The following is a 23,446-nucleotide window of genomic DNA, read 5'->3' as shown; positions in this document are numbered from 1 at the left end:
GCACTGGCGGCGCTGGCGCTGGGCCTGACGAGCGGTTGTGCGACCGCGCCGATGGACGCCGCATCGGGCGTCACCGCCAGCATGCCGACCGATCCGTTGCCCGTGGTCGGTGCGGAGGTGCTCTTCTGGGACGATGCGACGCGTTCGGCTCGCTTCCGCTCGATGGAGACCTTCTTCCCCGGTCAGGAGGTTGCCGCGCCCGAGGATACCCGCGTCCTGCCCGTGGGGGCGCCGCTCCCCAAAACAACGCAGGACACGATCCGCGACTATATGACCAGGCAGCATGCCGCGGGAGTGATGGTGTTGCAGGACGGCAAGGTCCGCTTCGTCGATTACGGGCTCGGATTTGGCCCCGATGGTCGCTGGACCAGTTTCTCTGTCGCCAAAAGCTTCACCTCCACGCTGCTGGGCGCGGCGCTGAAGGACGGTTTCATCGGCAGCCTGAACGATCCCGTGTCGCAATACATCCCCGGGCTGAAGGGCAGCGCGTACGATGACGTAACGGTCGAACAGCTTGCCACGATGACTTCGGGCGTAAAGTGGAACGAGGATTACACGGATCCCAATTCGGATGTGGCGCGCATGTTCAACGAGACGCCCGAACCCGGCCAAGATCAGGTCGTCGAATATATGAAGACGCTGCCGCGCGAAGCTCCTGCTGGCGAGAAGTGGGTCTACAAGACCGGCGAAACCAACCTGATCGGCGTTCTGGTAGAGAACGCGGTGGGCGAGACACTGGCCGAATATGCCAAGCGCAAGATCGTCGATCCGGCGGGCTTCTCACATCCGCTGTTCTGGCAGACCGACCTTTCGGGGCGCAGTGTCGGCGGCTGCTGCCTTTCTGCCGCGCTGAGCGATTATGCGCGTTTGGGCCAGTTCGCTCTGGAGGGTGGACACGGTGTCGTCCCCGAAGGCTGGTTCGCTAAAGCGGGCGCGCCGCAGGTCGAGTTCGGTGGCGGCTTTGGCTACGGTTACCAGTGGTGGACCTATCCCAACACTGGCTCGGCCGCATTCCAGGGGCCGTTCGGTGCGCAAGGCATCTTCGGTCAATCGATCACGATCTATCCGGAAGAAAAGGCCGTGATCGCGATCGTTTCGAACTGGCCGCAAGCCACCGGCGCAGACCTGTCCGCTGAGCGCCGGAAGCTGCTCGACGCTGTCGTGAAGGGGCTATGACCCTTTAGTAGAGGCAGGAGCGGGTAACGCCGCCACCTATGGGACTTGCCCACAAGGTGATGATGTCTTCCAGAACGGCGGGGTCGATCATCTGGTCGAACGCGGCCCCGGCGATGCTGCGATCCCACCAGACGATGCGTCCCTGGATCGACTGACGTCCGGGCAGGGTAAGCCAGCAAATCTGATCCGGATGCAGTCGACCGATTGAGGAAGCACTGAAGCCTGCCAGCGAGAGATCGTGGACGACCGTCTTGAAGGCGGGCGATCCACTGATCCTGAGCTGGGCTGGGATTGCGATCTTAGTGCGCGGTGCGCAGCGGTCTTCCTGCACCGCCGTTTCGTAAGACGTGCGTCCCGTTTCCATGCTTTTTGTCCCGTTCAAGATATTAAACTTGCACGGTTTTCCGGTCTGCCCGCTTGCTGGTTTGTAAGTAAGCTTGGCTAAGCCGGGTTAACCAAACGGAAACTTACACGCGCGCGCGGTATCCGGTCTCGAAATCTTTTTCGAGCAGCTCGGCAATGTACGTGCCGACATCTTCGGGTGGCTTCACACTCTGCGGATCTTCGCCGGGATAGGCCTTGGCGCGCATGGTCGTGCGGGTCGCGCCCGGATCGACGATCGCGACCCGGATCGCGCCGGTATTCGCCACTTCCTGTCCGTAGCTTTCGAGCAGATTGTCGAATGCCGCCTTGGTCGAACCATAGGCGGACCAGTAAGCACGCGGCTCCGCACCGACACTGCTGGTGAGGCCGATCACGCGCGCGGCGTCGGCGCGCTTCATCAGGGGATGCATTCCCGCGAGAAGCGCCTGCGTTGCGAGGATATTGGTGGTGATAGCGGTGTTGAACTGCTTGGGCTCGATCTGGGTGACCGGGGTCAGCGTCGGCAGATAGGCCGCGCAGATAACCAGATAGTCGAGAGCGTCCCACCGTGCCGCGATAGCCTGCGCAAGACGGGCCACGCCGTCGCCCTGTGTGAGATCGACGGGAGCGATCGTGGCGGTGCCGCCATCCGCGTGAATCTCATCCTCGACCCGCTCCAACGCAGCGTCGTCACGTGCTGTCAGGATGACGTGAGCGCCCTTGGCGGCAAGCGCCTTGGCAGTCGCTGCACCGATTCCGCGCGATGCACCGGTGATGAGCGCCACGCGCCCTTCAAAGGGGCTGTTCTGAGCCATTTCAGGCAACCTTGTTTACGGGAAAGGAAAGCTGCGCTGCACCCGATTCCTTACGCTCGAAATCGGTGCGCCGGGTGGGATAGTCGCCGGTAAAGCAGGCATCGCAGAATTGCGGGCACGCCTTGTCGCGCGATTCCTTGCCCACCGCACGATAAAGCCCGTCGATCGAAATGAAGGCGAGGCTGTCTGCCTTGATGAACTCGCGCATCGGCTCCAGCTCCATGCGCGCGGCGAGCAGCTGGCTGCGTTCGGGGGTATCGACCCCGTAGAAGCAGCTGTGTGCGGTCGGCGGGCTGGCGACGCGGAAGTGGACTTCCTTCGCGCCCGCATCGCGCATCATCTCGACGATCTTCATGCTGGTCGTACCGCGCACGATGGAGTCGTCGATCAGTACGATCCGTTTGCCTTCCACGAGGCCGCGATTGGCATTGTGCTTGCGCCGGACACCCGAGTGCCGTGCGCCATCGGATGGCTGGATGAATGTGCGCCCGACATAGTGGCTGCGGATGATGCCCAGTTCGTAAGGAATACCCGACTGGTGTGCGTAGCCGATTGCTGCGGGCGAGCCGCTGTCGGGCACGGGGACCACGATGTCCGCATCGCACGGTGCCTCGATTGCCAGTTCCCGACCGATCGCCTGGCGGGCCTCGTAAACCCAGCGCCCCGCGAAGTACGAATCGGGGCGGCTGAAATAGACATGTTCGAAAATGCACGGGCGCGGCGGGTTGTCGCCGAACGGGCGATGCGAGCGGATTGTGCCGTCGAAATCGACCTCGATGAACTCGCCCGGCTCGACCTCGCGAAGGAATTCCGCGCCCACGACGTCGAACGCGACCGTTTCGCTGGCGAAGACGACCGCATCGCCCATCTTGCCCATCTGCAACGGGCGAATGCCCAGCGGATCGCGGCAAGCCGCCATCCCGCGCGGGGTCATGACGATGATCGCATAGGCACCTTCGACAAGACGCAGCGCGTCCGTCAGCTTGTCGAGCATGGTCGGGTAACGACTCGTCGCGACCAGATGGATGATCACCTCGGTATCGCTGGTCGACTGGAAGATCGCACCCTTCGCCACCAGCTCCTCGCGCAGCGTACCCGCGTTCGAGATGTTGCCATTATGCGCGATGGCAAAGCCGCCGCTCGCGAGGTCGGCGTAGAGCGGCTGGACATTGCGCAGCCCCGATCCGCCGGTGGTCGAATAGCGGACGTGTCCAGCGGCCATGAAGCCGGGCAGCTCCGCGATCGATTCCGGGCTCGAGAAATTCTCCGCCACATGGCCGAGACCGCGCCTGGTATAGAAGTGCGTGCCGTCGAAACTGGTGATCCCGGCGGCTTCCTGCCCGCGATGTTGCAGCGCATGCAGGCCGAGCGCGGTGGTCGTCGACGCCTCGCTGCCAGCGTTGATGGCTCCGAACACCCCGCATTCTTCATGCAGGCTGTCGCCGTTCTCGTCGTCGAAGGGGTGTCGCAAGTTCATGGGTGGGGGCGCCCGTTGCCATTGCCGGTCGCCGCTCCATTGGCGATGTGACCGATCAATTACAAGGCTTGAAGGGTGATTGGCCCGTTCAATCCCGGCTCTGCGTCCACAGAACCACAATGGCGAACCGCCTTTTCATTGCACAGTCAGCAAGGGCTACCTAAGGCGCAGCACCACGTACGATAAAGACAGGCACTTCCTTGTTTCTCAGCCCGTTCGAATGGACCATCGCGAAGCGTTACCTCTGGCCCGGCAAGGGTGAGGGGTTCATCAAGCTTGTCGCAGGCATTTCCATCGGTGTGGTCATGCTCTCCGTCGCCATGCTGGTCATTGTGATGAGCGTGATGAACGGCTTCCGCGCCGAGTTGCTAGACAAGATCGTCGGGCTGAACGGCCACGCGATCGTCCAGGCATATGGCCAGCGGCTCGATAACTGGGAGAGCGTGCTGGAGGAGATTCGGGAGACCCCGGGTGTCGTGAAAGCTGCGCCGCTGATCGACCAGCCGCTGATGGTCACGTTCAATGGCCGGGTCGAAGGCATCATCGTTCGTGGCAACACGGCCGAGGATATTGCCGAGCTTTCCGACAAGGTCGTGCTGGGTGACATGCGCAGCATCAAGCCGGGTGCGGAAAAGGTCGCCATCGGTGCGCGCCTTGCGGAAAATATCGGTGCACGGGTCGGCGACGTCATCACGATCATCAACCCGGCGGGCCGTCCCACTCCCTTTGGTACCGTTCCGCGACAGGTCGGCTACGAAGTGGGCGCAATATTCGAGGTCGGGCTGTACGATTACGATGGCGCATTCGTGGTCATGCCCATCTCTCAGGCGCAGACTCTGCTGCTGACCGGCGACACGATCGGGATGATCGAAGTCACGACCGAGGATGCGGAGCGCGTGAGCCAGATCATGGCTCCGATCGAGAAGAAGCTGGCTGGAATCGCGCTCGTGCGAACCTGGCAGCAGATCAACAGCTCGATCTTCGAAGCCTTGCAGGTGGAGCGGGTGGCGATGTTCTTCGCGCTAAGCTTCATGGTGCTGGTCGCCGCGTTCAACATCCTGTCGAGTCTGGTCATGCTGGTCCGCGCGAAGACGCGCGACATCGCGATCATGCGAACGATGGGGGCCGGGCGACAGTCGATCCTGAAGATCTTCGTTACGACCGGCTTCACCGTCGGTGCGATCGGCACGATGGCGGGGCTTGCGCTCGGCGCAGTAGTGCTGACCTTCCGCCAGTCGATCCTCACCGTCATCAGCTGGGCGACTGGGCAGGATTTGTGGAACCCCGAAGTGCGATTCCTGACCGAACTGCCATCGAAGACCGACCCCTGGGAGATTTTCGGGATCGTCGCGCTGGCGTTGATCCTCAGTTTCCTGGCGACACTCTACCCGGCTCTGAAAGCCGCCAACACCGATCCTGTGCAGGTGCTCCGCTATGAGTGATGCGGCCGTCAATTCCGGCGTGGGACCCGTTGTGGAGCTGCGCCGCGTAACCCGAAGCTTCGAACAGGGCGGGGTGCGGATCGATGTGCTTCGTGGCGTGGACCTGAAGGTCATGCCGGGCGAAATCGTCGCGCTGCTCGGCCCCTCCGGTTCGGGCAAGTCCACCATGCTGCAGGCGGTCGGCTTGCTCGAAGGCGGTTTTGGCGGCACTATCGTGATCGCAGGGCAGCCGGCGGAAAAGTCCGACAGCAAGCAGCGCACCACCCTGCGTCGCGACCATCTTGGCTTCGTATACCAGTTCCACCACCTGCTGCCCGATTTCAACGCGATCGAGAATGTCGTCCTGCCGCAGCTCGTGGGCGGAACCTCTCGCGAAGTTGCTGAGGGGCGGGCGAAGGAACTGCTCATCGCGCTGGGACTTGGAAAACGGCTGGAGCACCGGCCAAGCCAGCTTTCGGGCGGCGAGCAACAGCGTGTTGCTGTGGCCCGTGCGCTGGCGAACAAGCCGAAGCTTGTGCTGGCGGACGAGCCGACCGGCAACCTGGATGAAGCGACATCGGAGAAGGTGCTCGAGCAGTTTCTCGATCTTGTTCGCGGACAGGGCAGCGCCGCGCTGGTTGCGACCCATAACGAACGACTGGCCGCCAAGATGGATCGCGTGGTCCGCCTGCACGAAGGTTTGCTCGAATAGAGCGCAATTCCTCCGGACCCGCCACGTGCCTGCTGCGTTGATGTCAAAAACCAGGAGGCAAAAATATGAGCGACCATCCCACGACTTACAATGCAGAGCCTGCGCAGAGCGGGATAGCATGGGATGACCGGGCGGAAATTCATCGCAAGGACGACGGACAAGGTGTGCTCGACGGTGCCAAGGGCCTCTATCACGGTACCTTCGGCGAAATGGTCAAGCTCATGATGGCGATGACGCCCGAAGAGCGGAGCCATCACGTAATCCAGAAGCTGGGCGACCGGATGTACGACGTTGGCGAGATCGAGGCGCTTGCGTCCGGATCCGATTATCCCGGCTGACGGGATGGACGGGCCGGTGTAGTCTCGCCCAATCACAGCGCGACCGGGGGCCCCTATGCTGGAATCGATCAACGAGTGGATTCTCGGGTTGGGAGCCCAGTACAACGTAAATCCCTACATTTTTGCAGGGATTTACGTTGGTGCGATACCGTTTTTCCTCGCGTCGATCGCGTGGCTGGTAAAGCGCGCGAGGGCGGGACGTTCGACAGTCGTGCCCACGATGCTGGCTGGCTTCTTCTTCGTGTCGGCCTACCTCTATCTCGCGATTTTCGGGCAGGATATCCCGCTGTGGGTTTGGATCTTCCTCGCGCTGCTGATCGTCTATGGCGCGTGGTCGCAGGTCCGCGATACGCGGCGGAAGATCGCGGCGGCTAGGGACAGCGAAGGCATTCCGCCCGCAGCCTGAATCCATCCACCGCTTATCCCCGCTGAGCGGTTCGCCATCGCTTGAATGCGTGTGCCCGTGCGCTAGCTTGATGCAATGGCTTTCGCCCCCTTCGTTCCTCTACGCGTACTCTCGGCCTATTCGATGCTCGAAGGGGCGATCGAGCCCAAAGCCATCGCCAAACTGGCGACCGAGCGGGGCTTTCCCGCCATCGCTATGTGCGACAGAAACGGGCTTTACGGCAGCGTCCCATTTGCCAACGCATGTCTGGAAAACGGGGTGCAGCCAATCGTCGGCGCGCTGCTCGGCGTGGCGCGGCCGGGCGCTGAGGAAATCGATCACCTGCCCTTGTTCGTGCAGGACGAGGCCGGGTGGCTCAACCTGTGCAAACTTGTCAGTTCGGCGCACCTTGATCGCCCGCTGGAGCTCGTCCCGCACGTCTCCCTCGATGCGCTTGAGGACCAGACCGATGGTCTGATCGCGCTGACGGGGGCGAGCGAGGGGGGCGTCACACGCCTGCTCGCCGAAGGACAGGTTAGCCATGCAGAACGCTATCTCGATCGGCTCGAGGCGCTGTTCCCCGACCGGCTCTATATCGAGCTGGCGCGGCGAGGCGATCCGACAGAGCAGGCCGCCGAAGAGGCGCTGATCGATCTCGCTTACGCCCGCGACCTGCCGCTGGTCGCGACCAACCCCGCCAATTTTGCCGAGCCGCATTTTCACAAGGCGCACGATGCGATGCTGTGCATCGCGAACAGCCGCAAGCTGTGGGAAGAAGACCGCCCGCGCAGCGCACAGCCCGCCTTCGTCAAGTCCGCCCCGATGATGCAGGAGCTATTCGGTGACCTTCCCGAAGCGCTTGCCAACACGCTCACCATCGCGCGTCGCTGCGCTTTCGCTCCACCGGAGCGGGCCCCGATCCTGCCCAGCCTTGCGGGCGATCTCGAGGGTGAAGCGCGCATGCTGGCAGAGGATGCGCGGCGGGGCCTCGATGTGCGCCTTTCGGCGTACGAAAACCTGTCCGACGAGGAGCGGCAGACCTACTACGACCGGCTCGATTACGAGGTCGGGATCATCCACAATATGGGGTTCCCCGGCTACTTTTTGATCGTTGCCGACTTCATCAAGTGGGCGAAAGAGCAGGGGATTCCCGTGGGGCCGGGGCGCGGATCGGGTGCGGGCAGCCTCGTCGCGTGGTCGCTGACGATTACCGATCTCGATCCGATCCGGCTGGGCCTGCTGTTCGAGCGCTTCCTCAACCCGGAACGCGTCTCGATGCCCGACTTCGATATCGACTTCTGCGAAACGCGGCGTGGCGAAGTGATCCGCTACGTTCAGCGAAAATACGGCACCGACAAGGTCGCGCAGATCATCACCTTCGGCAAGATGAAGGCGCGCGCGGTGCTTCGCGATTGCGGGCGCATCCTCGACATGAGTTACGGCCAGGTCGACCGGCTGTGCAAGATGGTGCCCAACCATCCGACCGACCCGTGGAGCCTGCCGCGCGCGCTCAATGGCGCGGCAGAGTTCAAGGGCGAATACGACAACGATAACGAGGTGCGCACGCTGGTCGATCTGGCGATGCAGCTGGAAGGTCTGCCGCGCAACTCCTCCACCCACGCAGCGGGCGTGGTGATCGGTGACCGCCCCTTGGCAGAGCTGGTGCCGCTGTACCGCGATCCGCGGTCGGACATGCCGGTGACCCAGTTCGATATGAAGGTGGTCGAAGGGGCGGGGCTGGTGAAGTTCGACTTCCTCGGCCTGAAGACGCTATCGGTTCTGCAAAAGGCCGTCGACTTGCTGGGGAAGCGTGGGATCGAATGCGATCTCGGCACGATCAGCTGGGACGATACGGCGGTCTACGACCTGATGCAGCGCGGCGACACGGTCGGCGTGTTCCAGCTGGAATCGGAAGGGATGCGCCGTACGCTGACTGCGGTGAAGCCGACCAAGTTCGAAGATATCATCGCGCTCGTCTCGCTCTATCGGCCCGGCCCGATGGACAACATCCCGCTGTTCGGAAAGCGTAAGGCGGGGGTCGAGCCGATCGAGTACCCGCATCCCAAGCTCGAAGGCATTCTGGGCGAGACCTACGGGATCTTCGTCTATCAGGAACAGGTGATGCAGGCCGCGCAGATCCTCGCTGGGTATTCGCTCGGCGATGCGGATTTGCTGCGCCGCGCCATGGGTAAGAAGAACCAGGCCGAGATGGACAAGCAGCGCCAGCGGTTCATCGATGGCTGCAAGACGGTTTCGGACATCGAGGCGAACGAAGCTTCCGCCCTGTTCGACTTGATCGACAAGTTCGCTGGCTATGGCTTCAACAAGTCGCACGCCGCCGCCTACGCCTTGCTCGCGTATCAGACGGCCTGGTTGAAAGCGCATTACCCCGAAGAATTCTACGCCGCTGCGATGTGCTTCGACATGGACCAGTCGGAAAAGCTGGCGGTGTTCGTCGACGACGCAAGACGCAACGGGATCGAGGTCGCGCCGCCCGATCTCAACCGCTCCGAAGCAGAGTTTACGGTCGAGCGAACGGATGAAGGCTATGCCGTGCGCTACGGTCTCGCCGGGCTGCGCAATGTCGGTGAAAAGGCGATGGATGCGATCGTGGCCGAGCGCGAGGCGCACGGGTGGTTCGAAAGCCTCGACGATTTCTTTTCGCGGGTACCCAAGGGGGCGATGAACTCGCGCCAGCTCGAGGCGCTGATTGCCGCCGGGGCCTTCGACCACCTGGAGCCCAAGCGGGGTCTGCTCGCCGCCAATGTCGATCTGCTTCTGGCGGTCGCTGATGCTGCGATCCGCGAACGCTCCAGCGGGCAGGAAGGCCTGTTCGGGGGCGAGGAGAGCGCGAACGACCACATCCGCCTGAAAGAGGCCGAAGACTGGCCACGGGCTGAGCGCATGGCGAAGGAGCGCGAGACTTTCGGCTTCTATTTCTCCGCGCACCCGATCGAGCAGTTCCGCGACGTGGCGAGCGCTAACGGCGCCCGCAGCTATGCATCTCTGATGGCGGGAGGGGGACCGGCCGGAGAATCGCGTGGCAAGGCGCTGATCGCTGCCATGGTCGAAGGGGCCAAGCGCGGCCAGACCCGTAGAGGCAAGGACTTCATCCGGGCCGACTTCTCCGACAGTTCGGGGCAATTCAGCGCCGCATGTTTCGAGGAAAGTCTCGTCTCGCAATTCACCAAATGGGCCGAAGACAGCACCTGCGTGCTGCTGACGGTCGAACTTGACAGCCCGTCTCCCGACGAGCCTCCGCGCATCACCATTCGCGGGGCGAAACCGCTGGCGCAGGTGGCCGGTGGTCAGCGGATGCTGTTGACGCTCGATGTGGCGAGCGAAAGTGCACTTCAGGAACTGTCGCTGGCGCTCCAGCCGGGCCCCCCGGGGTATGGCGAAGTGCAGATCGCGCTCGACCTCGGCAGGGGGCAACGGCCCGTCCTGAGGCTGGGTAACGATTACAAGGTCGATGGCAAGCTGGCCGACACGCTTGGCAAGATAGAGGGGATCGCGAACATCACGCTGGTTCCGAAGACCGGGCCGAAACTGCACCGCGCAGCCTGACTTTTCGTACCTCCGGGCTTGCGGTGGCGAGCCAACCTGCGCATCCTCCCCCAAAATATACCGAGAAGGGAGAAACGATGCTCGGAGCGATGCAAGACTGGGACCTGCTGGTCACCCAAGTGATCGACCATGCGGCACGTGAGGCTTCCACCCGCGAGATCGTGACCCACTGGGCCGATGGTAGCGAAACGCGTACCGACTGGGCTGGAATCCGGCGCGATGCACTGAAAATGGCGCAGGCTCTTGAAGCGCTCGGCATCCGGAAGGGCGACCGCGTGGCGAGCCTGGCGATGAACCATTCGCGCCATCTGGTCAGCTGGTATGGCGTCGCCGGGATGGGCGGGGTGTTGCACACGATCAACCCGCGCCTGTTCGAAGACCAGCTCGAATACATCGCCAACCACGCCGAAGACCGCGTGCTGATCTACGATGCAGCGTTCCAGCCGATCGTCGACAAGATGAAGGACCGCTGGACCACCATCGAACACTACATCTGCTACGATCCGCCCGAAGGCTCCGACGCGCTGGCATTCGAGGACTGGATCGGCGCGCAAGACGGCAATTACGAATGGGCCAAGGTCGACGAGCGCGATCCGTGCATGCTGTGCTACACCAGCGGGACGACGGGCAACCCGAAGGGCGTCCTCTACGAACACCGCTCCACCGTGCTCCACGCGCTCGCCGCGATCCAGCCGCCCGCGTTCAACTTCGATGCCTCCTCCGTGATGCTGCCGGTGGTGCCGATGTTCCACGCGGCGAGCTGGGGCCTGCCCTTTGCGGGCGGCATGGCGGGGATCAAGTTCGTCTTCTCCGCGATCAACGAGCCTGCGGTTCTGTGCGACCTGATGGACCGCGAAGGCGTGACGGACAGCGCGGGCGTGCCGACGGTGTGGCTCGCGACCTTCCAGCACTGCGATGCCAATGACCGCCCGCTGCCCAGGCTGCGCGCGGCGACCATCGGCGGATCGGCGGCGCCCAAGTTCATGATTCGCCGGCTGATGGAGGCGGGGATCCGCGTCCAGCATGCCTGGGGTATGACCGAAACCTCTCCCATCGGGACGCTCGGCGGGCCGACCTGGGACTGGGACCAGCTCACGCTGGATCAGAAGGTCGACAAGGCGGCGATGCAGGGCCGCCCGATCTTCGGCGTCGAATTGCGTACGGTCGATCTCGAAGACCCGACCAAGACGTTGCCGCGCGGCGGCGAGACTTCGGGCGCGCTGCAGATCCGCGGGCCGTGGGTCATCCGCCGCTATTTCAAGGCGGACGAAGACGCGCTGACGCCCGACGGCTGGTTCGACACCGGCGATGTCGCGATCCTGCACCCCGACGGCACGATGCAGATCACCGACCGGACCAAGGACGTCATCAAGTCTGGCGGCGAGTGGATCAGCTCGGTCGAGCTGGAGAACGCGGCGGCGGGCCATCCCGCCATTGCGGAGGCTGCCGCGATCGGCATGCCGCACCCCAAGTGGGACGAGCGCCCGGTACTTTTCTGCATTCGCAAGGAAGGCCAGTCGGTCACCGCCGACGATGTGACCGAGTACCTTAAGGATCACGTCGCCAAGTGGTGGCTGCCCGACGCGGTCGAGTTCGTCGACGACATTCCGCACACGGCGACCGGCAAGATTAGCAAGAAGGACCTGCGCGACCGCTTCAGCGACTACCGGTTGCCCGAGCTGCGCGAGGCCGAGGCGCCGCTCGAGCCGGCCATGGCGGGCGGCGATGCGGCGGAGGACGAAGCCCCCGACGAAAGCCAACGCAAGCGTGGCATCTTCGGGCGCATGTTCGGCAAGGATTGAGGTGACGCCATGACCCCCCGAGCGATCCTGGCGATTCTGATCGGGCTCGGCCTGGCGATGATCGCGTTTCTGGTGATGACGATGGCCCTGCTCGCCGCGCGCGGGCCAGACTTCCTATCCCCCCAGGCGATGACGCTGATCGGAGTGGGCTGCGTGCTCGTCGTCGCCCGCCCCGCGTGGGGCATCGCCGGTCGCGTCGTTTCACCCAAGGAGTGACTTTTTGACCAACTACATCGATCCTAGCCGCGAGAACTTCGAGGCATTCAAGTCGCTCCCGCGCGACCGCCCGATCCACATGCTCAACCTGCTGCTCTATCGCGACGAAGCCGCCTATCCCGAGGGGCACGAGCATGCGGGCAAGGGCTGGAGCGGGCGGCGCGCTTACGAGGAATACGGCAAGACGAGCGGGCCGATCTTCACCCGCGTGGGCGGCAGCATCGTGTGGCGCGGCGCGTTCGAGACGATGGTGACCGGCCCCAGCGACAGGCGCTGGCACAATGGCTTCGTAGCATCCTATCCCAACAGCGGCGCGTTCTTCGAAATGATCAAGGACCCGGCCTACCAGCAGGCGGTGATCAACCGCACCGCTGCACTGCTCGACAGTCGTTTGGTGCGATTCGAGCCGGGAGAAGGCGGTAGCACCTTCGGCTGATTACCGTGGCGGGGGAGCACCGCTGACACACCTGACACAGTGTTCAGGGGCGGAAAAAGCGTGCCCCTTGTCGCGCATGTTGCGCGCCGATCGACCATGGGAAAGAGTGGGCGCGACCCTATCCCCGACCGGACGCGTAGGACAGCGGATTGCGAACCTGCGTGCCGGTTTCGAGCCGCGCCCGCTCGCCGCATCAGTCGTACAGGTAGTCGGCGAAATCTTCTGCCGAGTCCGCCCACAGCTGGATCTGACGGCGATAGTTTTCCATCGTGATCTTGCCGTCTGCGATGATGTACATGCGCAAGGAGATTTCGCCGTCGGGTGCCACGTAGGCGCGGCCGAAGTTCTTGAGATAATTGTACTTGTTCACTGCCCCGAATATGTCAGCATCGGTTGCCCCATCGGGTCTGTCGAAGGTCGCGAGGATCGATGTGCCAAGGCAGTCGGTCGAGGTGTCCTGATCCTTGCAGGCCATCAGCAGCCCATCGGCGATCAGGCCATTGGAAAACTCGATGGAAATATTGGCAGCGTCTTGACGCTCCTCGTGCGTTGCACCGAGCTGGTCCAGCGTTGCGAGGAAGGCGCTACGGGTAAATCGGTCGAGCTGGCGGTTGGCGTCGAAGCTCTGCGCATTGGCCACGCTTCCCAGGCCAAGCGCCATTGCAGCGACAAGAAGCACGTTCTTCATTCTCGAAATTCCCCCAATTTCGTCGATCCCGACCTGCTCCAGCCTAGTGGCGGCAGATCCAAAGGCAAGATGGCTAAAGCAGCCGCATCTGCCCGTCCGTCATAGGCGGCCTGAACCGGGTGCTGTCGAGCTCGAAGACGGGCCTCCCGAGGCCTGCGCGCTTCTTCGCAAGGTCGAAGCGCGCACGAAACAGGTCCGCCCACACGCCGGTGGGCTTCATCCGGCTGAAGAAGCTCGGGTCGTTATCCTTCCCGTCCCTGATCGATCGGACGATTCCCATCACCTTGTCCTTTCGATCCGGGAAATGCACGTCGAGCCATTCGCGGAACAGCGGCGCAACCTCGTGCGGCAGGCGCAGCACGATCCACCCCGCCGACGTGACGCCCAGCTCTGCGACGCGCGCGACGATCCCTTCCATCGCGTCGTCGGTGATCGCGGGAATGACCGGCGCGATCGAGCAATGCGCGGGCACGCCTGCCTCGACCAGCTTGCCCAGCGCGGCCAACCGCTTGGCGGGCGAGGGCGCGCGTGGTTCGATCAGCCGCGAGAGGTGCGGATCGAGCGAGGTAACCGAGATCGCCACCGCAATCAGGTTCCGCTTCGCCAACTCCTCGATCAGGTCGAGATCGGCCAGCACGCGGTCTGACTTGGTGGTGATGGTGACCGGATGGCGCGCGTCTAGACACACTTCGAGGATCTGGCGCGTGATCCGATAGCGGCTCTCGATCGGCTGGTAGGGATCGGTGTTGGTCCCCATCGCAATCGGGCGCGGCTCGTAACCGCGCTTGGCCAGCGTTGCTCGCAGCAGGTCGGCGGCGTTAGGCTTTGCAAACAGCTTCGTTTCGAAATCGAGCCCCGGCGACAGGTCGAGGTAAGCGTGCGTGGGCCGCGCGAAGCAGTAGATACAGCCATGCTCGCAGCCTCTGTAGGCGTTGATCGAGCGGTCGAACGGAATGTCGGGCGACTGGTTGAAATTGAGGATCGAACGCGGCGTTTCCTCGGTCACTTCGGTACGCAGCTTGGGGGCAGGGCCGTCGATGGCTTCGCGAGTGTCACGCCAGTCGCCATCCGGCTCGCGCGCGGGCAGATCGAAGCGGACGGATAGGTCGCCGCTCTGTGCTCCTCTGCCTTTGACCTGTTCCATGATGCGGAACATAGGGGGAACAGGGGCGCAAGTCGATGCAGATTTTTGGCGTCGTGCCCAATCGGAGGGTCAAGCGTCAGCTCTCAGGCTTTCGCGTTGGTCAGTTCGATGTCTCAAATGGGGTGGGCAGCGGACAGCCAACGCTCAGACCTGCCAGCCCTTCAAGCGCCTCAAAACGTAAGCGGGAATGCGGCTGACAGTGCCGAGATTCTCTTGGCGCAGCGTGAAGTCGAACGTCAGGCCCTTATCGCTAATGGTGAAGCTGCAATCGAACCTCTCATGCCCGTTGATATCTGACGAACCTTGGCACCACGGTACTCGCCAGTTGGGCGGCAGGCTTTCAACACCGTCGCGGGGAACGAGGTAGAAAGGGGAACCGCCCTGTCCCGGTTTCCCCTCTTCGCCGACGAGCCAATACACCCTATCCCAGCCGGTCGTGGGGTCACGCTGTCGAAGTCCGCCCTTGGCGAGTTCCTGTTGAACCTTCGTAATGTCGCTGCTGCGGTCGGCAGGAAACTCGCGCGCTTCCTTTCCACCAAGCACATTGACGACCATGTCGGCTTGAACATCGCTCGAATAACCGTGAAACAAACGCTTGTAGCCCCGCACACCTCCCGAAAGTTCAGAGGCCGGAAGAAAGAGCCAGACGGACTCATCGGGCTCCTTATCCAGCCCTTGGACGCCTGCGAGCCACGGCAGGCTGAAATTGCGCATGAACTCGTACTTGTGGGGAACAGCGTAGGTAGCGTCATTCAGTCGATAGCGCGTAGAGCCAAGATAGGATTCGGCTATAGCTACCGCGCCGATACCTGCAATTGCGAGGACGATGATGTGGGTGCGTTTCACCGGTGCACGGTTCCCCATTTGTCGTATGACTGCAACCGTGTCGTTTTAGGAATGTCGGTCTTCGGGACTAGCTGACCCATATCCAGACTTGCAGAAAACGCCCGCAACTCCCGACCGTCGCGGCCAATTCAGCCCAGCGCCACCTGCAGCACCGCCGCGCCCAGCCATAGCGCGAGCAGGAGGACTGATTCCCAGCCGATCCCGCCGGGGCCCTGCTTCTCTCGCCGCAGCAGGCCCAGCAGCAGGACGGCGGTCATCAGGCACACCAGCGCCATCCAGAACACGCTTCTTTCGCCGATCGCGTGGTAGATCGAGCCATGGCGATAGGCGACGTCGCTGGCCGAGACGAACAGCGCATCGAACATGTTGCCGCCGATGATCCCGCCGATCGCGAGTTGCAGCGCGCCGCGCCGCACCGCCGCAATGGTGGTGACCAGTTCGGGCAGCGAGGTGACGATCGCGGTGCCCAGCGCGCCGACGACGCCTTGCGAGATGCCCAGTGTCGCGCTCAGGGCAAGGCCGGTCTCGCCGACGAGATAGCCGCACGCGCCGACGATCAGCACCAGCCCGGCGAACAGGCTGGCGAGCAGGGGCGTGGAGCGCGGGTCGTTCTCGATATCCTCGGCCTCGACGCGCAGGCCCGGAGTTTCCTTGGGCTGCCACATCGGCTCCTGCCGGATCGAATGCGCATTGTGCAGGCCGATCAGATAGACCGCGATCATGATCGGGCTGACCGGGTGGACCCCCCAGAAGGCGACCTGCGGCGCGGAGTAGGCCATGATCGGCATGACCGAGAGGATGATGAGCACCGTCGCCTGGCCGAGGTTCACCGTGCTCGCGCCCGCGTGCTCCAGGTTGACCTTGCGGTAGAAGATGTCCGCCAGCGCGAGGAACATCGTCTGCGCGGCGATCCCGCCCATAGCGTTGGACACCGCAAGCTCGGGCGCGCCGCTGGCGGCGGTGGTGATCGAGGTGACGATGCCCGAAATGCTGGTGCCTGCGCCCAGCAGGACTGCGCCGATCAGCGCTTCGCCGAGGCCAGTGCGGTCGGCCAGCACGTCCGCGATCGCGGCCATCTTGCTGCCGAAATACGCGATCAGCAGCGCGCTCGCGATGAACAGCGCGCCCAGCCAGGGCAGGGGGAGGGACTGGATGTCGGGCATGGGGCTTGCTGTCAGAGCGCCCCCTTGCGCCTATCGTTCCAGGAGGCGCGGCATCAGCTCGACGAAGTTGCAGGGGCGGTGGCGGATATCGAGCTGGTCCTTCAGGATACGGTCCCACCCGTCCTTCACCGCGCCGTTCGATCCGGGCAGCGCGAAGATGAAGGTGTCGCCCGCTAGCACCGCGCAGGCGCGGCTCTGCACGGTCGAAGTCCCGATGCTTTCGTAGCTGATCCAGCGGAACAGCTCGCCGAAGCCGGGGATGTCCTTATCCTTCACCCGGTCGAGCGCTTCGGGCGTGACGTCGCGCCCGGTCAGCCCTGTGCCGCCGGTGGTGATAACTGCGTCGACTTCGACGCTGGCGATGCAGCGCCGCAGCACATCATAGATCTCGGCCGCGTCGTCGGGGCAGATGGTTCGCTCGATAAGGATGTGCCCTGCCTCGCGCACGCGCGCCTCCAGCAGGTCGCCCGAGGTGTCGGTACTCGCATCGCGCGTGTCGGACACGGTGACGATGGCGATGCCGATCGGCTGGAAGGGGCGGCTTTCATCGATCGCCATCAGCGGCCCCTCTTACCGACTCGTGAAGCGCGGAGGCTTCGCTTCGGGGAAGGCCGGCCAGCGGTTCATCGCCAGCGCCTGCCTGCTGGGCGAGGGGGCAGCCGCCTGCCGCTCGTACATCCAGTAATTGCGCGTGACGATCGCGACATAGCCGCGCGTTTCCCAATAGGGGATCGATTCCATGTACAGAAGCGGATCGTCCTGATCGCGCACTTCGGTGTTCCAGCGGCCCACCGGGGTCAGCCCTGCGTTATAGGCGGCCATGATCTTTGGCAGCTTGCCCTGCGTCGCGGGATGATCGCGCAGCATCTGCAGGTGCCGCTGGCCGAAGGCGAGGTTGATATCGGGGTGCGACAGGTCGCGCGCATTCCCGCTGACCCCGATCGCGCGCGCGTGGTCCTGCGCCGCCGCCGGCATGATCTGCATCAGGCCGCGCGCGCCCGCCGGGCTGACGACCTTCGCGCGGAAGTTCGATTCCTGCAGCGTGTGCGCAAAGGCGAGTGCAGGGTCGACCTGCCAGCCATTGACCGGCGCCCACCGCGCGACCGGGAAGCGCAGCGCCGGATCGGGCGTGCCGCCACGCGGAGCGTTGTGCGCCATCCACAGCTGCGTGGAGGGCAGGCCGAGTTCACGTGCCAGCCGGGATAGTGCGGTAAATTCCGATGGATCGCCGATCCGTGCCTGGTGGCGCAGCACTTCGTCCGCCAGATCGTCGCGACCCAGTTCGGCGAGCGCCACCGCGACGCGGACGTTCTCTTCTCCGCTCAGCTGCTGCCAGTCGCGCGCGTCGAGATCGGGCGTCTGGCCCGCTCGCGGCAGTGCCTCGCCCAGCTGTTCGCGGGCGAGCATGCCGTACAGCGTCTCGTCCATCATCGCCGCGCCGCGCAGCTTTTCCGCCGCCTTCTCGGGCTCGCGGCAGCGCACGTAGGATCGGCTGGCCCAGTAGTATGCGGCCGCCGACAGTTCGGGGTTGATCGCGGTTGCAGCGGCGCGGTCGAAACCGTTGGCGGCGGTCGCGCAGTCTCCCATCCGCCAGGCGGAGATGCCGACCACCCAGTCGCCTTCCGCAACCCACGGCCCGCTGCCATCGCGCACCGTTTGCGCCATCGCGAGCGCGGCGGCGTCGTTGTTCTCGATGTAATAGCTCCACGCGACGCGGCGGCGCCATTCGGCCCGTGCCTCGCTGCTGAGCCCGGCATCCACCCCGTCGAGCAGCAGGCGTGCCCCGTCGGGGTCGTCGTTGCTGATCTTGTCGAGGATCGCGGCCTTGATCTCGCCCGGCATCGTGCCGTCGTCGGTATCGCGCGGCAGGATCCGCTTGCTGGCATAGCCCTGCGGCTGGAAGCTCTGTTCGGGCGGCAGGTAAGGCGCGCTCATCAAACCGCGCTTGGACGCGAGATCGGTGATCTGCTGCGCCTGCGGCAGGCGGCTACCCTTGGCGAGCCACGCCTGCAGCGCGGGCAGTTCGATCCGCGGACTGTTCGCGTCGAGGTAATATTCGGCCTGCGCCACCAGCTTGAGCGGTTCGTCGGGCCGCTGCGCCAGCAGGCTGTCGACCGTGCTCCAGTCGCCCGCGTCGAGCGCGTCGAACACCTTGGTGTAGAAAGCGCGGTCGCCGCTGGAGAGGACTGCGGGCAGGTTGGGATTGGCTGCACGATCGCGGAAATAATCGGCTGCGGTTTGCTGGGCCATCGCGGGGCTGCCGCCGACCAGGGAAGTCAGCGTAGCGGCGAGGGGCAGGAGGAGTCGTTTCATCGGGGGCTGTCGCTCCAGTCGAGCCATCGGTTCCAGGTCTGTGCGCGGGCCCGGGGACTGCGCAGCATGGTGGGCAGATCCGGTATCGCGAAGACCGGAATCTTAGCGGAATCTAGTGAGATAGTGGTTAACGCGCGCGGCTCCTGCGCCGTTTCGTGCGCCAGCAGCGACCAGACGCGTTCGCCGCATGCAATTACGCGCTCCGGCCGCGCCAGCGCGATATGGTGGAGCAGCAGCTTGCCATAGCCTGCCGTGCCGACCGCCTCCCAGTCGGGACGCAGCGCGTGGCGGGGCAGGACGCTAGCCAGATAGCGTTCCCCGTCGGCGAAACCCATTGCCCGCAGCATATTGGCCGCAAGCGCGCTGGCTGGCCCCGCCAGAAGTGCTTCGCCCTCGGGCTGGTCGAGCACGAGCATGGTCTTCGCACCTACCGAACCCACCGGAGCGACGCGGGGGTAGGAACCGGGCGGATCGACCGCGTCGTTTTCCATCCACCATTTTTGAAACGCGTCGAGGTCTTCGGGCCAGGAGGCAGGATCGCCCGGATAGTTGCCCGCATCATCTGCCGCGATGAAACGCGAAACCGCGTTGCGTTTCGGCGGCTGAGGCGGTGCTTGCGCGGTGGGCTTTTCCGTTACGACGGCGGTCTCTTCGGGCTTGGCATCGCGGCTGCGCAACCACGCGCCCGGCGCGTCTTCCACGTGTTCGCCGACCCCGGCTACCTCCCACCAGTCCATGCTCGCGACGAAGGCGTCGCGCATATCTTGGGGGAGGGAACTATGGTCGACCATTGCGTGCTAGGTCTTGACCTGTGGCGCGCGGGCAATCAAGCCGTAACCAACGTAATTTCGGCCCGAAAAGAGCTGCGAGGAAGATATGATCGAACGCGAATCCATGCCCTGCGACGTGCTGATTGTCGGCGGCGGCCCCGCCGGGCTCTCCGCAGCCATCCGCCTGAAGCAGATCAACGAAGAGCTTGAGGTCGTCGTCCTCGAAAAGGGCTCCGAGATCGGCGCGCACATCCTTTCGGGTGTTGTCCACGATCCCAAGGCGCTCAACGAACTGTTCCCCGACTGGCAGGACATGGACTGCCCGATCGGCGAAGTCCCGGTGACCGACAACTGGCACTGGGTGCTGCGCAAGAACGGCAAGTTCGCGATGCCGCACGCCTTCATGCCCCCGCTGATGAGCAACAAGGGCAATTACACCGGCAGCCTCGCCAACCTCACCCGCTGGCTGGGCGAGCAGGCCGAAGGGCTGGGCGTGATGGTGTTCCCCGGATTCCCCGCTGCCGAAGTGATCTATGGCGATGACGGCGCGGTCGCGGGCGTGATCACGCAGGACATGGGCATCGCGGCGGATGGTTCGCAAAAGCCCGATTTCCAGCCGGGCATGGAAATCCACGCGAAGTACACCCTGTTCGCCGAGGGTGCGCGCGGCAGCCTGACCAAGCAACTCAAGGCGAAATTCGACCTCGAGAAGGACTGTCAGCCCCAGACCTATGGCCTTGGCATCAAGGAATTGTGGGAGATCGACCCCAAGAAGCACGTGCCGGGCCGGGTGATCCACACGCAGGGCTGGCCGCTCGATAACGACAGCTGGGGCGGTGGCTTCCTGTACCATATCGGCGACAATCAGGTTGCGCTCGGCTTCGTAACCGCGCTCGATTACGCCAACCCGTACCTCTCGCCCTATCAGGAATTCCAGCGCTGGAAGCACCACCCCGATATCCTCGACATTATCGAGGGCGGGAAGCGCGTGGCCTATGGCGCGCGCGTGATCAACGAAGGCGGCTGGCAGAGCGTGCCACAGCTGGCCTTCCCCGGCGGCGCGCTGATCGGGTGCTCGGCAGGCTTCGTCAACGTGCCCCGGATCAAGGGCAGCCACACCGCGATGAAGAGCGGTATGCTGGCGGCCGAGAGCGTCGCGGCGGCGATTGCGGCGGGCAGGGAGCACACCCAGCTCGACGATTACGAAGAGAACCTGCGCGAAAGCTGGATCGCGACCGAGCTCAAGAAGGTGAAGAACGCGCAGCCCGCGATCGCGAAGCTGGGCGGCGATTTCGGCACCGTGCTCGCGGGCATCGACATGTGGATGCGCACGCTCAAGATCGGCCTGCCTTTCACCCTCAAGCACACGCCGGACTACACGCACACCAAGCGCGCCGACCTGTTCGACCCGATCATCTATCCCAAGCCCGACGGCGTGATCAGCTTCGACAAGCTGACCAGCGTCGCCTACAGCTTCACCAACCACGCGGAAGACCAGCCGACCCACCTCAAGGTGAAGGACATGGAGCTGCAGAAGCAAAGCGAGCTGGGCGTCTACGCTGGCCTCTCACAGCGCTATTGCCCCGCAGGCGTCTACGAATGGGTCGAGGACGAGGATACCGGCGAGATGACCTACGTCATCAACGGCCAGAACTGCGTCCACTGCAAGACCTGCGACATCAAGGACCCGAACCAGAACATTGTCTGGACCGTCCCGGAAGGCGGCGGCGGGCCGAACTATCCGAATATGTAGCGAAGCGTTCCTCCCCCTTGGGGGGAGGGGGACCATGCGAAGCATGGTGGAGGGGCAAGCCAGTGATCGGCGGTGATCGACGCACCGTAAAACTCGCTCGCAAATTGCGCAGCGAGATGTCTTTGCCCGAAGTGATCCTGTGGCGTGAATTGCGCAAAAGACCCGGCGGTTTCAAATTCCGGCGTCAGCATCCCGCGGGCAAGTACGTCCTCGATTTCTATTGCGATGCACTGCGTCTGGCGGTCGAAGTCGATGGGGCCGCGCATGATAGCGAGCATGCGCAACACCGCGACGCGCTGCGTTCGCGCTTCCTGAGATCGCGCGGAATAGCGATGACGCGAATACCCGCGCAGCTCATTCTGGAGGATGTCGAGCCAGTGGTCGCACGGATCGAGGAAATCTGTAGAGAGCGGCGGATGTCGATTGCCGCGCCCCTCCACCATCCTGCGGATGGTCCCCCTCCCCGTGCCGGGGAGGATTTGTGAAGGAAACCGCTTACGCCAAGATCAACCTTGCGCTGCATGTCCGCCAGCGGCGTGAGGATGGCTATCATGAGCTGGAGACGCTGTTCGCCTTCTGCGAGCATGGCGATGTGCTGAGCGCTTCGCCCGCCGAGCGAGACAATCTGCGCACCCTCGGCGAATTCGCGGAGGTGGTCGGCGATCCGGGCGACAACCTCGTCGCGCGCGCGCTCAATACGTTGCCGCATCCGGGCGGCCTATCCATCACCCTCGAAAAGAATCTCCCCGTCGCGGCGGGGCTGGGCGGCGGTTCGGCCGACGCAGGCGCGGTTTTCCGGCTGATCGAGCGCACGCATGGCCTGCCAGACAATTGGCAGGAGCGCGCGCTGAAACTCGGCGCGGATGTGCCTGCCTGCGTGCGCAGTGAGATGGCGCTCGGGCGCGGGGTGGGCGAAGACCTCGCGCCGCTGGAGAACGATCTTGCGGGTACGCCCGTGCTGCTGGTCAATCCGCGCGTCGCGCTTTCCACCGGGCCGGTGTTCAAGGCGTGGGACGGGCAGGATCGTGGGGCTCTCCCCGAAGGGACGGCGCGCAAGATCGCGCTCAACGGCCGCAACGATCTCGAAGCGCCCGCCATCTCGATTTGCCCGGTGATCGCCGAGGTGCTCGGCGAACTGCGCGCCACCGCACCGATGCTCGCGCGCATGTCGGGCTCAGGCGCCACCTGCTTTGCGCTCTATGCCACCGCCGAAGCGCGCGATTCCGCAGCGCGTGCGATCGCCCGGCGGCACCCGGGGTGGTGGCAGATGGCAACCGCACTTAGATAGGGTACATGAGCGAACGGCATTCCCCCTTCATCCAGATCGGAACACCCCAGCGCGGCGGCATCGTCGCGGTCGCCGACCATGCGAGCAATTTCGTCCCGGACGGCATCGACCTGGGCATTGCGCCCGATCTGATGGAGCAGCACATCGCGATCGACATCGGCACGGCGGGCGTGGCCGTGCGGCTTGCGCGTCAGCATGGGATCGCCGCGCATCTGGCCAATGTCAGCCGCCTCGTGATCGATCTGCACCGCAACGAAGGCGACAAGGGCCTCGTTGTCACGAGCAGCGACGGACACACCATTCCCGGCAATATTGGCGCCGATTTAGAGCGACGGATCGCGGCCTATCATCGGCCCTATCACGATGCGTTCGCGCAGATGGTGGCCGAGGCGCAGCCATCGCTGATCCTCGCGATCCACAGCTTCACACCTGTCATGGGTTCCACAGGCGAACGCCGCCCGTGGGATGTCGGCCTGCTGTATAATCAGGACGATCGCGCGGCGCGGATTGCCATCGAATTGTTCGAGGGCATGGGCTTTACCGTCGGCGATAACGAGCCCTATTCGGGCAAACAGCTCAATGCGACGATGGATCGACATGCGGAGGCGAACGGCATTCCCTATCTGACGATCGAGCTGCGGCAGGATCTGGTCTCTCGCAAGAGCCACCAGGCCGTGTGGGCCGACCGGATCGCTCAGGTCGCCCAGCAGGTGCAGGCGGCGCTCGCCGCGACGCCGGAAACCTGATGATTACCTTTTGCGCCTAAACCTCCT

Annotated in this window: 23 protein-coding genes; 13 read left to right on the top strand and 10 right to left on the bottom strand. The window is 64.0% G+C overall.

The features are described from left to right. The first annotated feature begins 51 nt into the window (after window positions 1–51). Window positions 52–1,176 carry a serine hydrolase domain-containing protein gene (locus tag AAG591_RS04575; protein WP_425341639.1) on the top strand — a complete coding sequence of 375 codons (1,125 nt, stop codon included), beginning with the start codon at window positions 52–54 and terminating at the stop codon, window positions 1,174–1,176. Window positions 1,177–1,180: 4 nt separating this feature from the next. Here the strand turns inward: AAG591_RS04575 and AAG591_RS04570 are convergent, their stop codons facing one another. The 3 genes from AAG591_RS04570 to purF form a co-directional block, all read right to left on the bottom strand. Then, window positions 1,181–1,540 carry a PilZ domain-containing protein gene (locus AAG591_RS04570; protein WP_342529816.1) on the bottom strand — a complete coding sequence of 120 codons (360 nt, stop codon included), beginning with the start codon at window positions 1,538–1,540 and terminating at the stop codon, window positions 1,181–1,183. 103 nt (window positions 1,541–1,643) lie between these two features. Beyond that, the gene (locus tag AAG591_RS04565) at window positions 1,644–2,354 is read right to left on the bottom strand and encodes an SDR family NAD(P)-dependent oxidoreductase (protein ID WP_342529815.1); all 711 of its coding nucleotides are present in this window, start codon (window positions 2,352–2,354) and stop codon (window positions 1,644–1,646) included. A 1-nt stretch (window position 2,355) separates the two neighbouring features. Continuing rightward, the gene (gene purF / locus AAG591_RS04560) at window positions 2,356–3,831 is read right to left on the bottom strand and encodes an amidophosphoribosyltransferase (RefSeq protein ID WP_342529814.1); all 1,476 of its coding nucleotides are present in this window, start codon (window positions 3,829–3,831) and stop codon (window positions 2,356–2,358) included. A gap of 200 nt (window positions 3,832–4,031) precedes the next feature. Between purF and AAG591_RS04555 the strand changes: the two genes are divergently transcribed. The 8 genes from AAG591_RS04555 (at window position 4,032) to AAG591_RS04520 (ending at window position 12,708) form a co-directional block, all read left to right on the top strand. After that, window positions 4,032–5,273 carry a lipoprotein-releasing ABC transporter permease subunit gene (locus AAG591_RS04555; protein ID WP_342529813.1) on the top strand — a complete coding sequence of 414 codons (1,242 nt, stop codon included), beginning with the start codon at window positions 4,032–4,034 and terminating at the stop codon, window positions 5,271–5,273. After that, window positions 5,266–5,964, top strand: coding sequence for an ABC transporter ATP-binding protein (locus tag AAG591_RS04550; RefSeq protein ID WP_342529811.1), 699 nt, complete (start codon window positions 5,266–5,268; stop codon window positions 5,962–5,964). The genes AAG591_RS04555 and AAG591_RS04550 overlap by 8 nt, the downstream gene beginning before the upstream one ends. Before the next feature lie 65 nt (window positions 5,965–6,029). After that, window positions 6,030–6,302, top strand: a complete 273-nt coding sequence (locus AAG591_RS04545) for a hypothetical protein (RefSeq protein ID WP_342529809.1) — start codon at window positions 6,030–6,032, stop codon at window positions 6,300–6,302. A 55-nt stretch (window positions 6,303–6,357) separates the two neighbouring features. Continuing rightward, window positions 6,358–6,708, top strand: coding sequence for a hypothetical protein (locus AAG591_RS04540; protein WP_342529808.1), 351 nt, complete (start codon window positions 6,358–6,360; stop codon window positions 6,706–6,708). A 75-nt stretch (window positions 6,709–6,783) separates the two neighbouring features. Next, window positions 6,784–10,254 (top strand): DNA polymerase III subunit alpha, encoded by a 3,471-nt coding sequence (gene dnaE / locus AAG591_RS04535; protein ID WP_342529807.1) that lies wholly within the window; start codon window positions 6,784–6,786, stop codon window positions 10,252–10,254. Window positions 10,255–10,331: 77 nt separating this feature from the next. Next, window positions 10,332–12,056, top strand: coding sequence for a long-chain fatty acid--CoA ligase (locus AAG591_RS04530; RefSeq protein ID WP_342529805.1), 1,725 nt, complete (start codon window positions 10,332–10,334; stop codon window positions 12,054–12,056). 9 nt (window positions 12,057–12,065) lie between these two features. Further along, the gene (locus tag AAG591_RS04525; protein ID WP_342529803.1) at window positions 12,066–12,272 is read left to right on the top strand and encodes a hypothetical protein; all 207 of its coding nucleotides are present in this window, start codon (window positions 12,066–12,068) and stop codon (window positions 12,270–12,272) included. 4 nt (window positions 12,273–12,276) lie between these two features. After that, entirely contained in the window at window positions 12,277–12,708 is a 432-nt protein-coding gene (locus tag AAG591_RS04520; protein ID WP_342529802.1) for a DUF1330 domain-containing protein, read from the top strand. 193 nt (window positions 12,709–12,901) lie between these two features. Here the strand turns inward: AAG591_RS04520 and AAG591_RS04515 are convergent, their stop codons facing one another. The 7 genes from AAG591_RS04515 to AAG591_RS04485 all read right to left on the bottom strand — a co-directional run bounded on the left by AAG591_RS04515 (window position 12,902) and on the right by AAG591_RS04485 (window position 19,653). Continuing rightward, window positions 12,902–13,396, bottom strand: a complete 495-nt coding sequence (locus AAG591_RS04515; protein WP_342529801.1) for a YbjN domain-containing protein — start codon at window positions 13,394–13,396, stop codon at window positions 12,902–12,904. A gap of 73 nt (window positions 13,397–13,469) precedes the next feature. Further along, window positions 13,470–14,540, bottom strand: a complete 1,071-nt coding sequence (locus AAG591_RS04510) for a PA0069 family radical SAM protein (protein ID WP_342529800.1) — start codon at window positions 14,538–14,540, stop codon at window positions 13,470–13,472. A gap of 144 nt (window positions 14,541–14,684) precedes the next feature. Then, a complete protein-coding gene (locus AAG591_RS04505; RefSeq protein ID WP_342529799.1) occupies window positions 14,685–15,386 on the bottom strand; it encodes a hypothetical protein in 702 nt (233 codons plus the stop codon). Between the two features lie 128 nt (window positions 15,387–15,514). Then, window positions 15,515–16,549 (bottom strand): sodium:calcium antiporter, encoded by a 1,035-nt coding sequence (locus AAG591_RS04500; protein WP_342529798.1) that lies wholly within the window; start codon window positions 16,547–16,549, stop codon window positions 15,515–15,517. Window positions 16,550–16,579: 30 nt separating this feature from the next. Further along, on the bottom strand, window positions 16,580–17,107 hold the full coding sequence (gene moaB, locus AAG591_RS04495; protein ID WP_342529797.1) for a molybdenum cofactor biosynthesis protein B: 528 nt from the start codon (window positions 17,105–17,107) through the stop codon (window positions 16,580–16,582). 12 nt (window positions 17,108–17,119) lie between these two features. Then, window positions 17,120–18,862 carry a lytic transglycosylase domain-containing protein gene (locus AAG591_RS04490; protein ID WP_342529796.1) on the bottom strand — a complete coding sequence of 581 codons (1,743 nt, stop codon included), beginning with the start codon at window positions 18,860–18,862 and terminating at the stop codon, window positions 17,120–17,122. Continuing rightward, window positions 18,859–19,653 carry a hypothetical protein gene (locus tag AAG591_RS04485; protein ID WP_342529795.1) on the bottom strand — a complete coding sequence of 265 codons (795 nt, stop codon included), beginning with the start codon at window positions 19,651–19,653 and terminating at the stop codon, window positions 18,859–18,861. Before AAG591_RS04485 ends, AAG591_RS04490 begins: the two co-directional genes overlap by 4 nt. A gap of 85 nt (window positions 19,654–19,738) precedes the next feature. Between AAG591_RS04485 and AAG591_RS04480 the strand changes: the two genes are divergently transcribed. The 4 genes from AAG591_RS04480 (at window position 19,739) to AAG591_RS04465 (ending at window position 23,419) form a co-directional block, all read left to right on the top strand. Further along, complete coding sequence (locus AAG591_RS04480; protein ID WP_342529794.1) at window positions 19,739–21,385, top strand: electron transfer flavoprotein-ubiquinone oxidoreductase; 1,647 nt, start codon at window positions 19,739–19,741, stop codon at window positions 21,383–21,385. Window positions 21,386–21,501: 116 nt separating this feature from the next. Further along, window positions 21,502–21,870 carry an endonuclease domain-containing protein gene (locus tag AAG591_RS04475; RefSeq protein WP_342529793.1) on the top strand — a complete coding sequence of 123 codons (369 nt, stop codon included), beginning with the start codon at window positions 21,502–21,504 and terminating at the stop codon, window positions 21,868–21,870. After that, complete coding sequence (locus AAG591_RS04470) at window positions 21,867–22,673, top strand: 4-(cytidine 5'-diphospho)-2-C-methyl-D-erythritol kinase (RefSeq protein ID WP_342529792.1); 807 nt, start codon at window positions 21,867–21,869, stop codon at window positions 22,671–22,673. Before AAG591_RS04475 ends, AAG591_RS04470 begins: the two co-directional genes overlap by 4 nt. Before the next feature lie 5 nt (window positions 22,674–22,678). Continuing rightward, a complete protein-coding gene (locus tag AAG591_RS04465) occupies window positions 22,679–23,419 on the top strand; it encodes an N-formylglutamate amidohydrolase (protein ID WP_342529791.1) in 741 nt (246 codons plus the stop codon). The last annotated feature ends 27 nt before the right edge of the window (window positions 23,420–23,446 follow it).

It is taken from the genome of Citromicrobium bathyomarinum, assembly GCF_038594485.1.
Taxonomy (GTDB): Bacteria; Pseudomonadota; Alphaproteobacteria; order Sphingomonadales; family Sphingomonadaceae; genus Alteriqipengyuania; species Alteriqipengyuania bathyomarina_A.
This window is presented reverse-complemented; position numbering and strand designations above follow the sequence as displayed.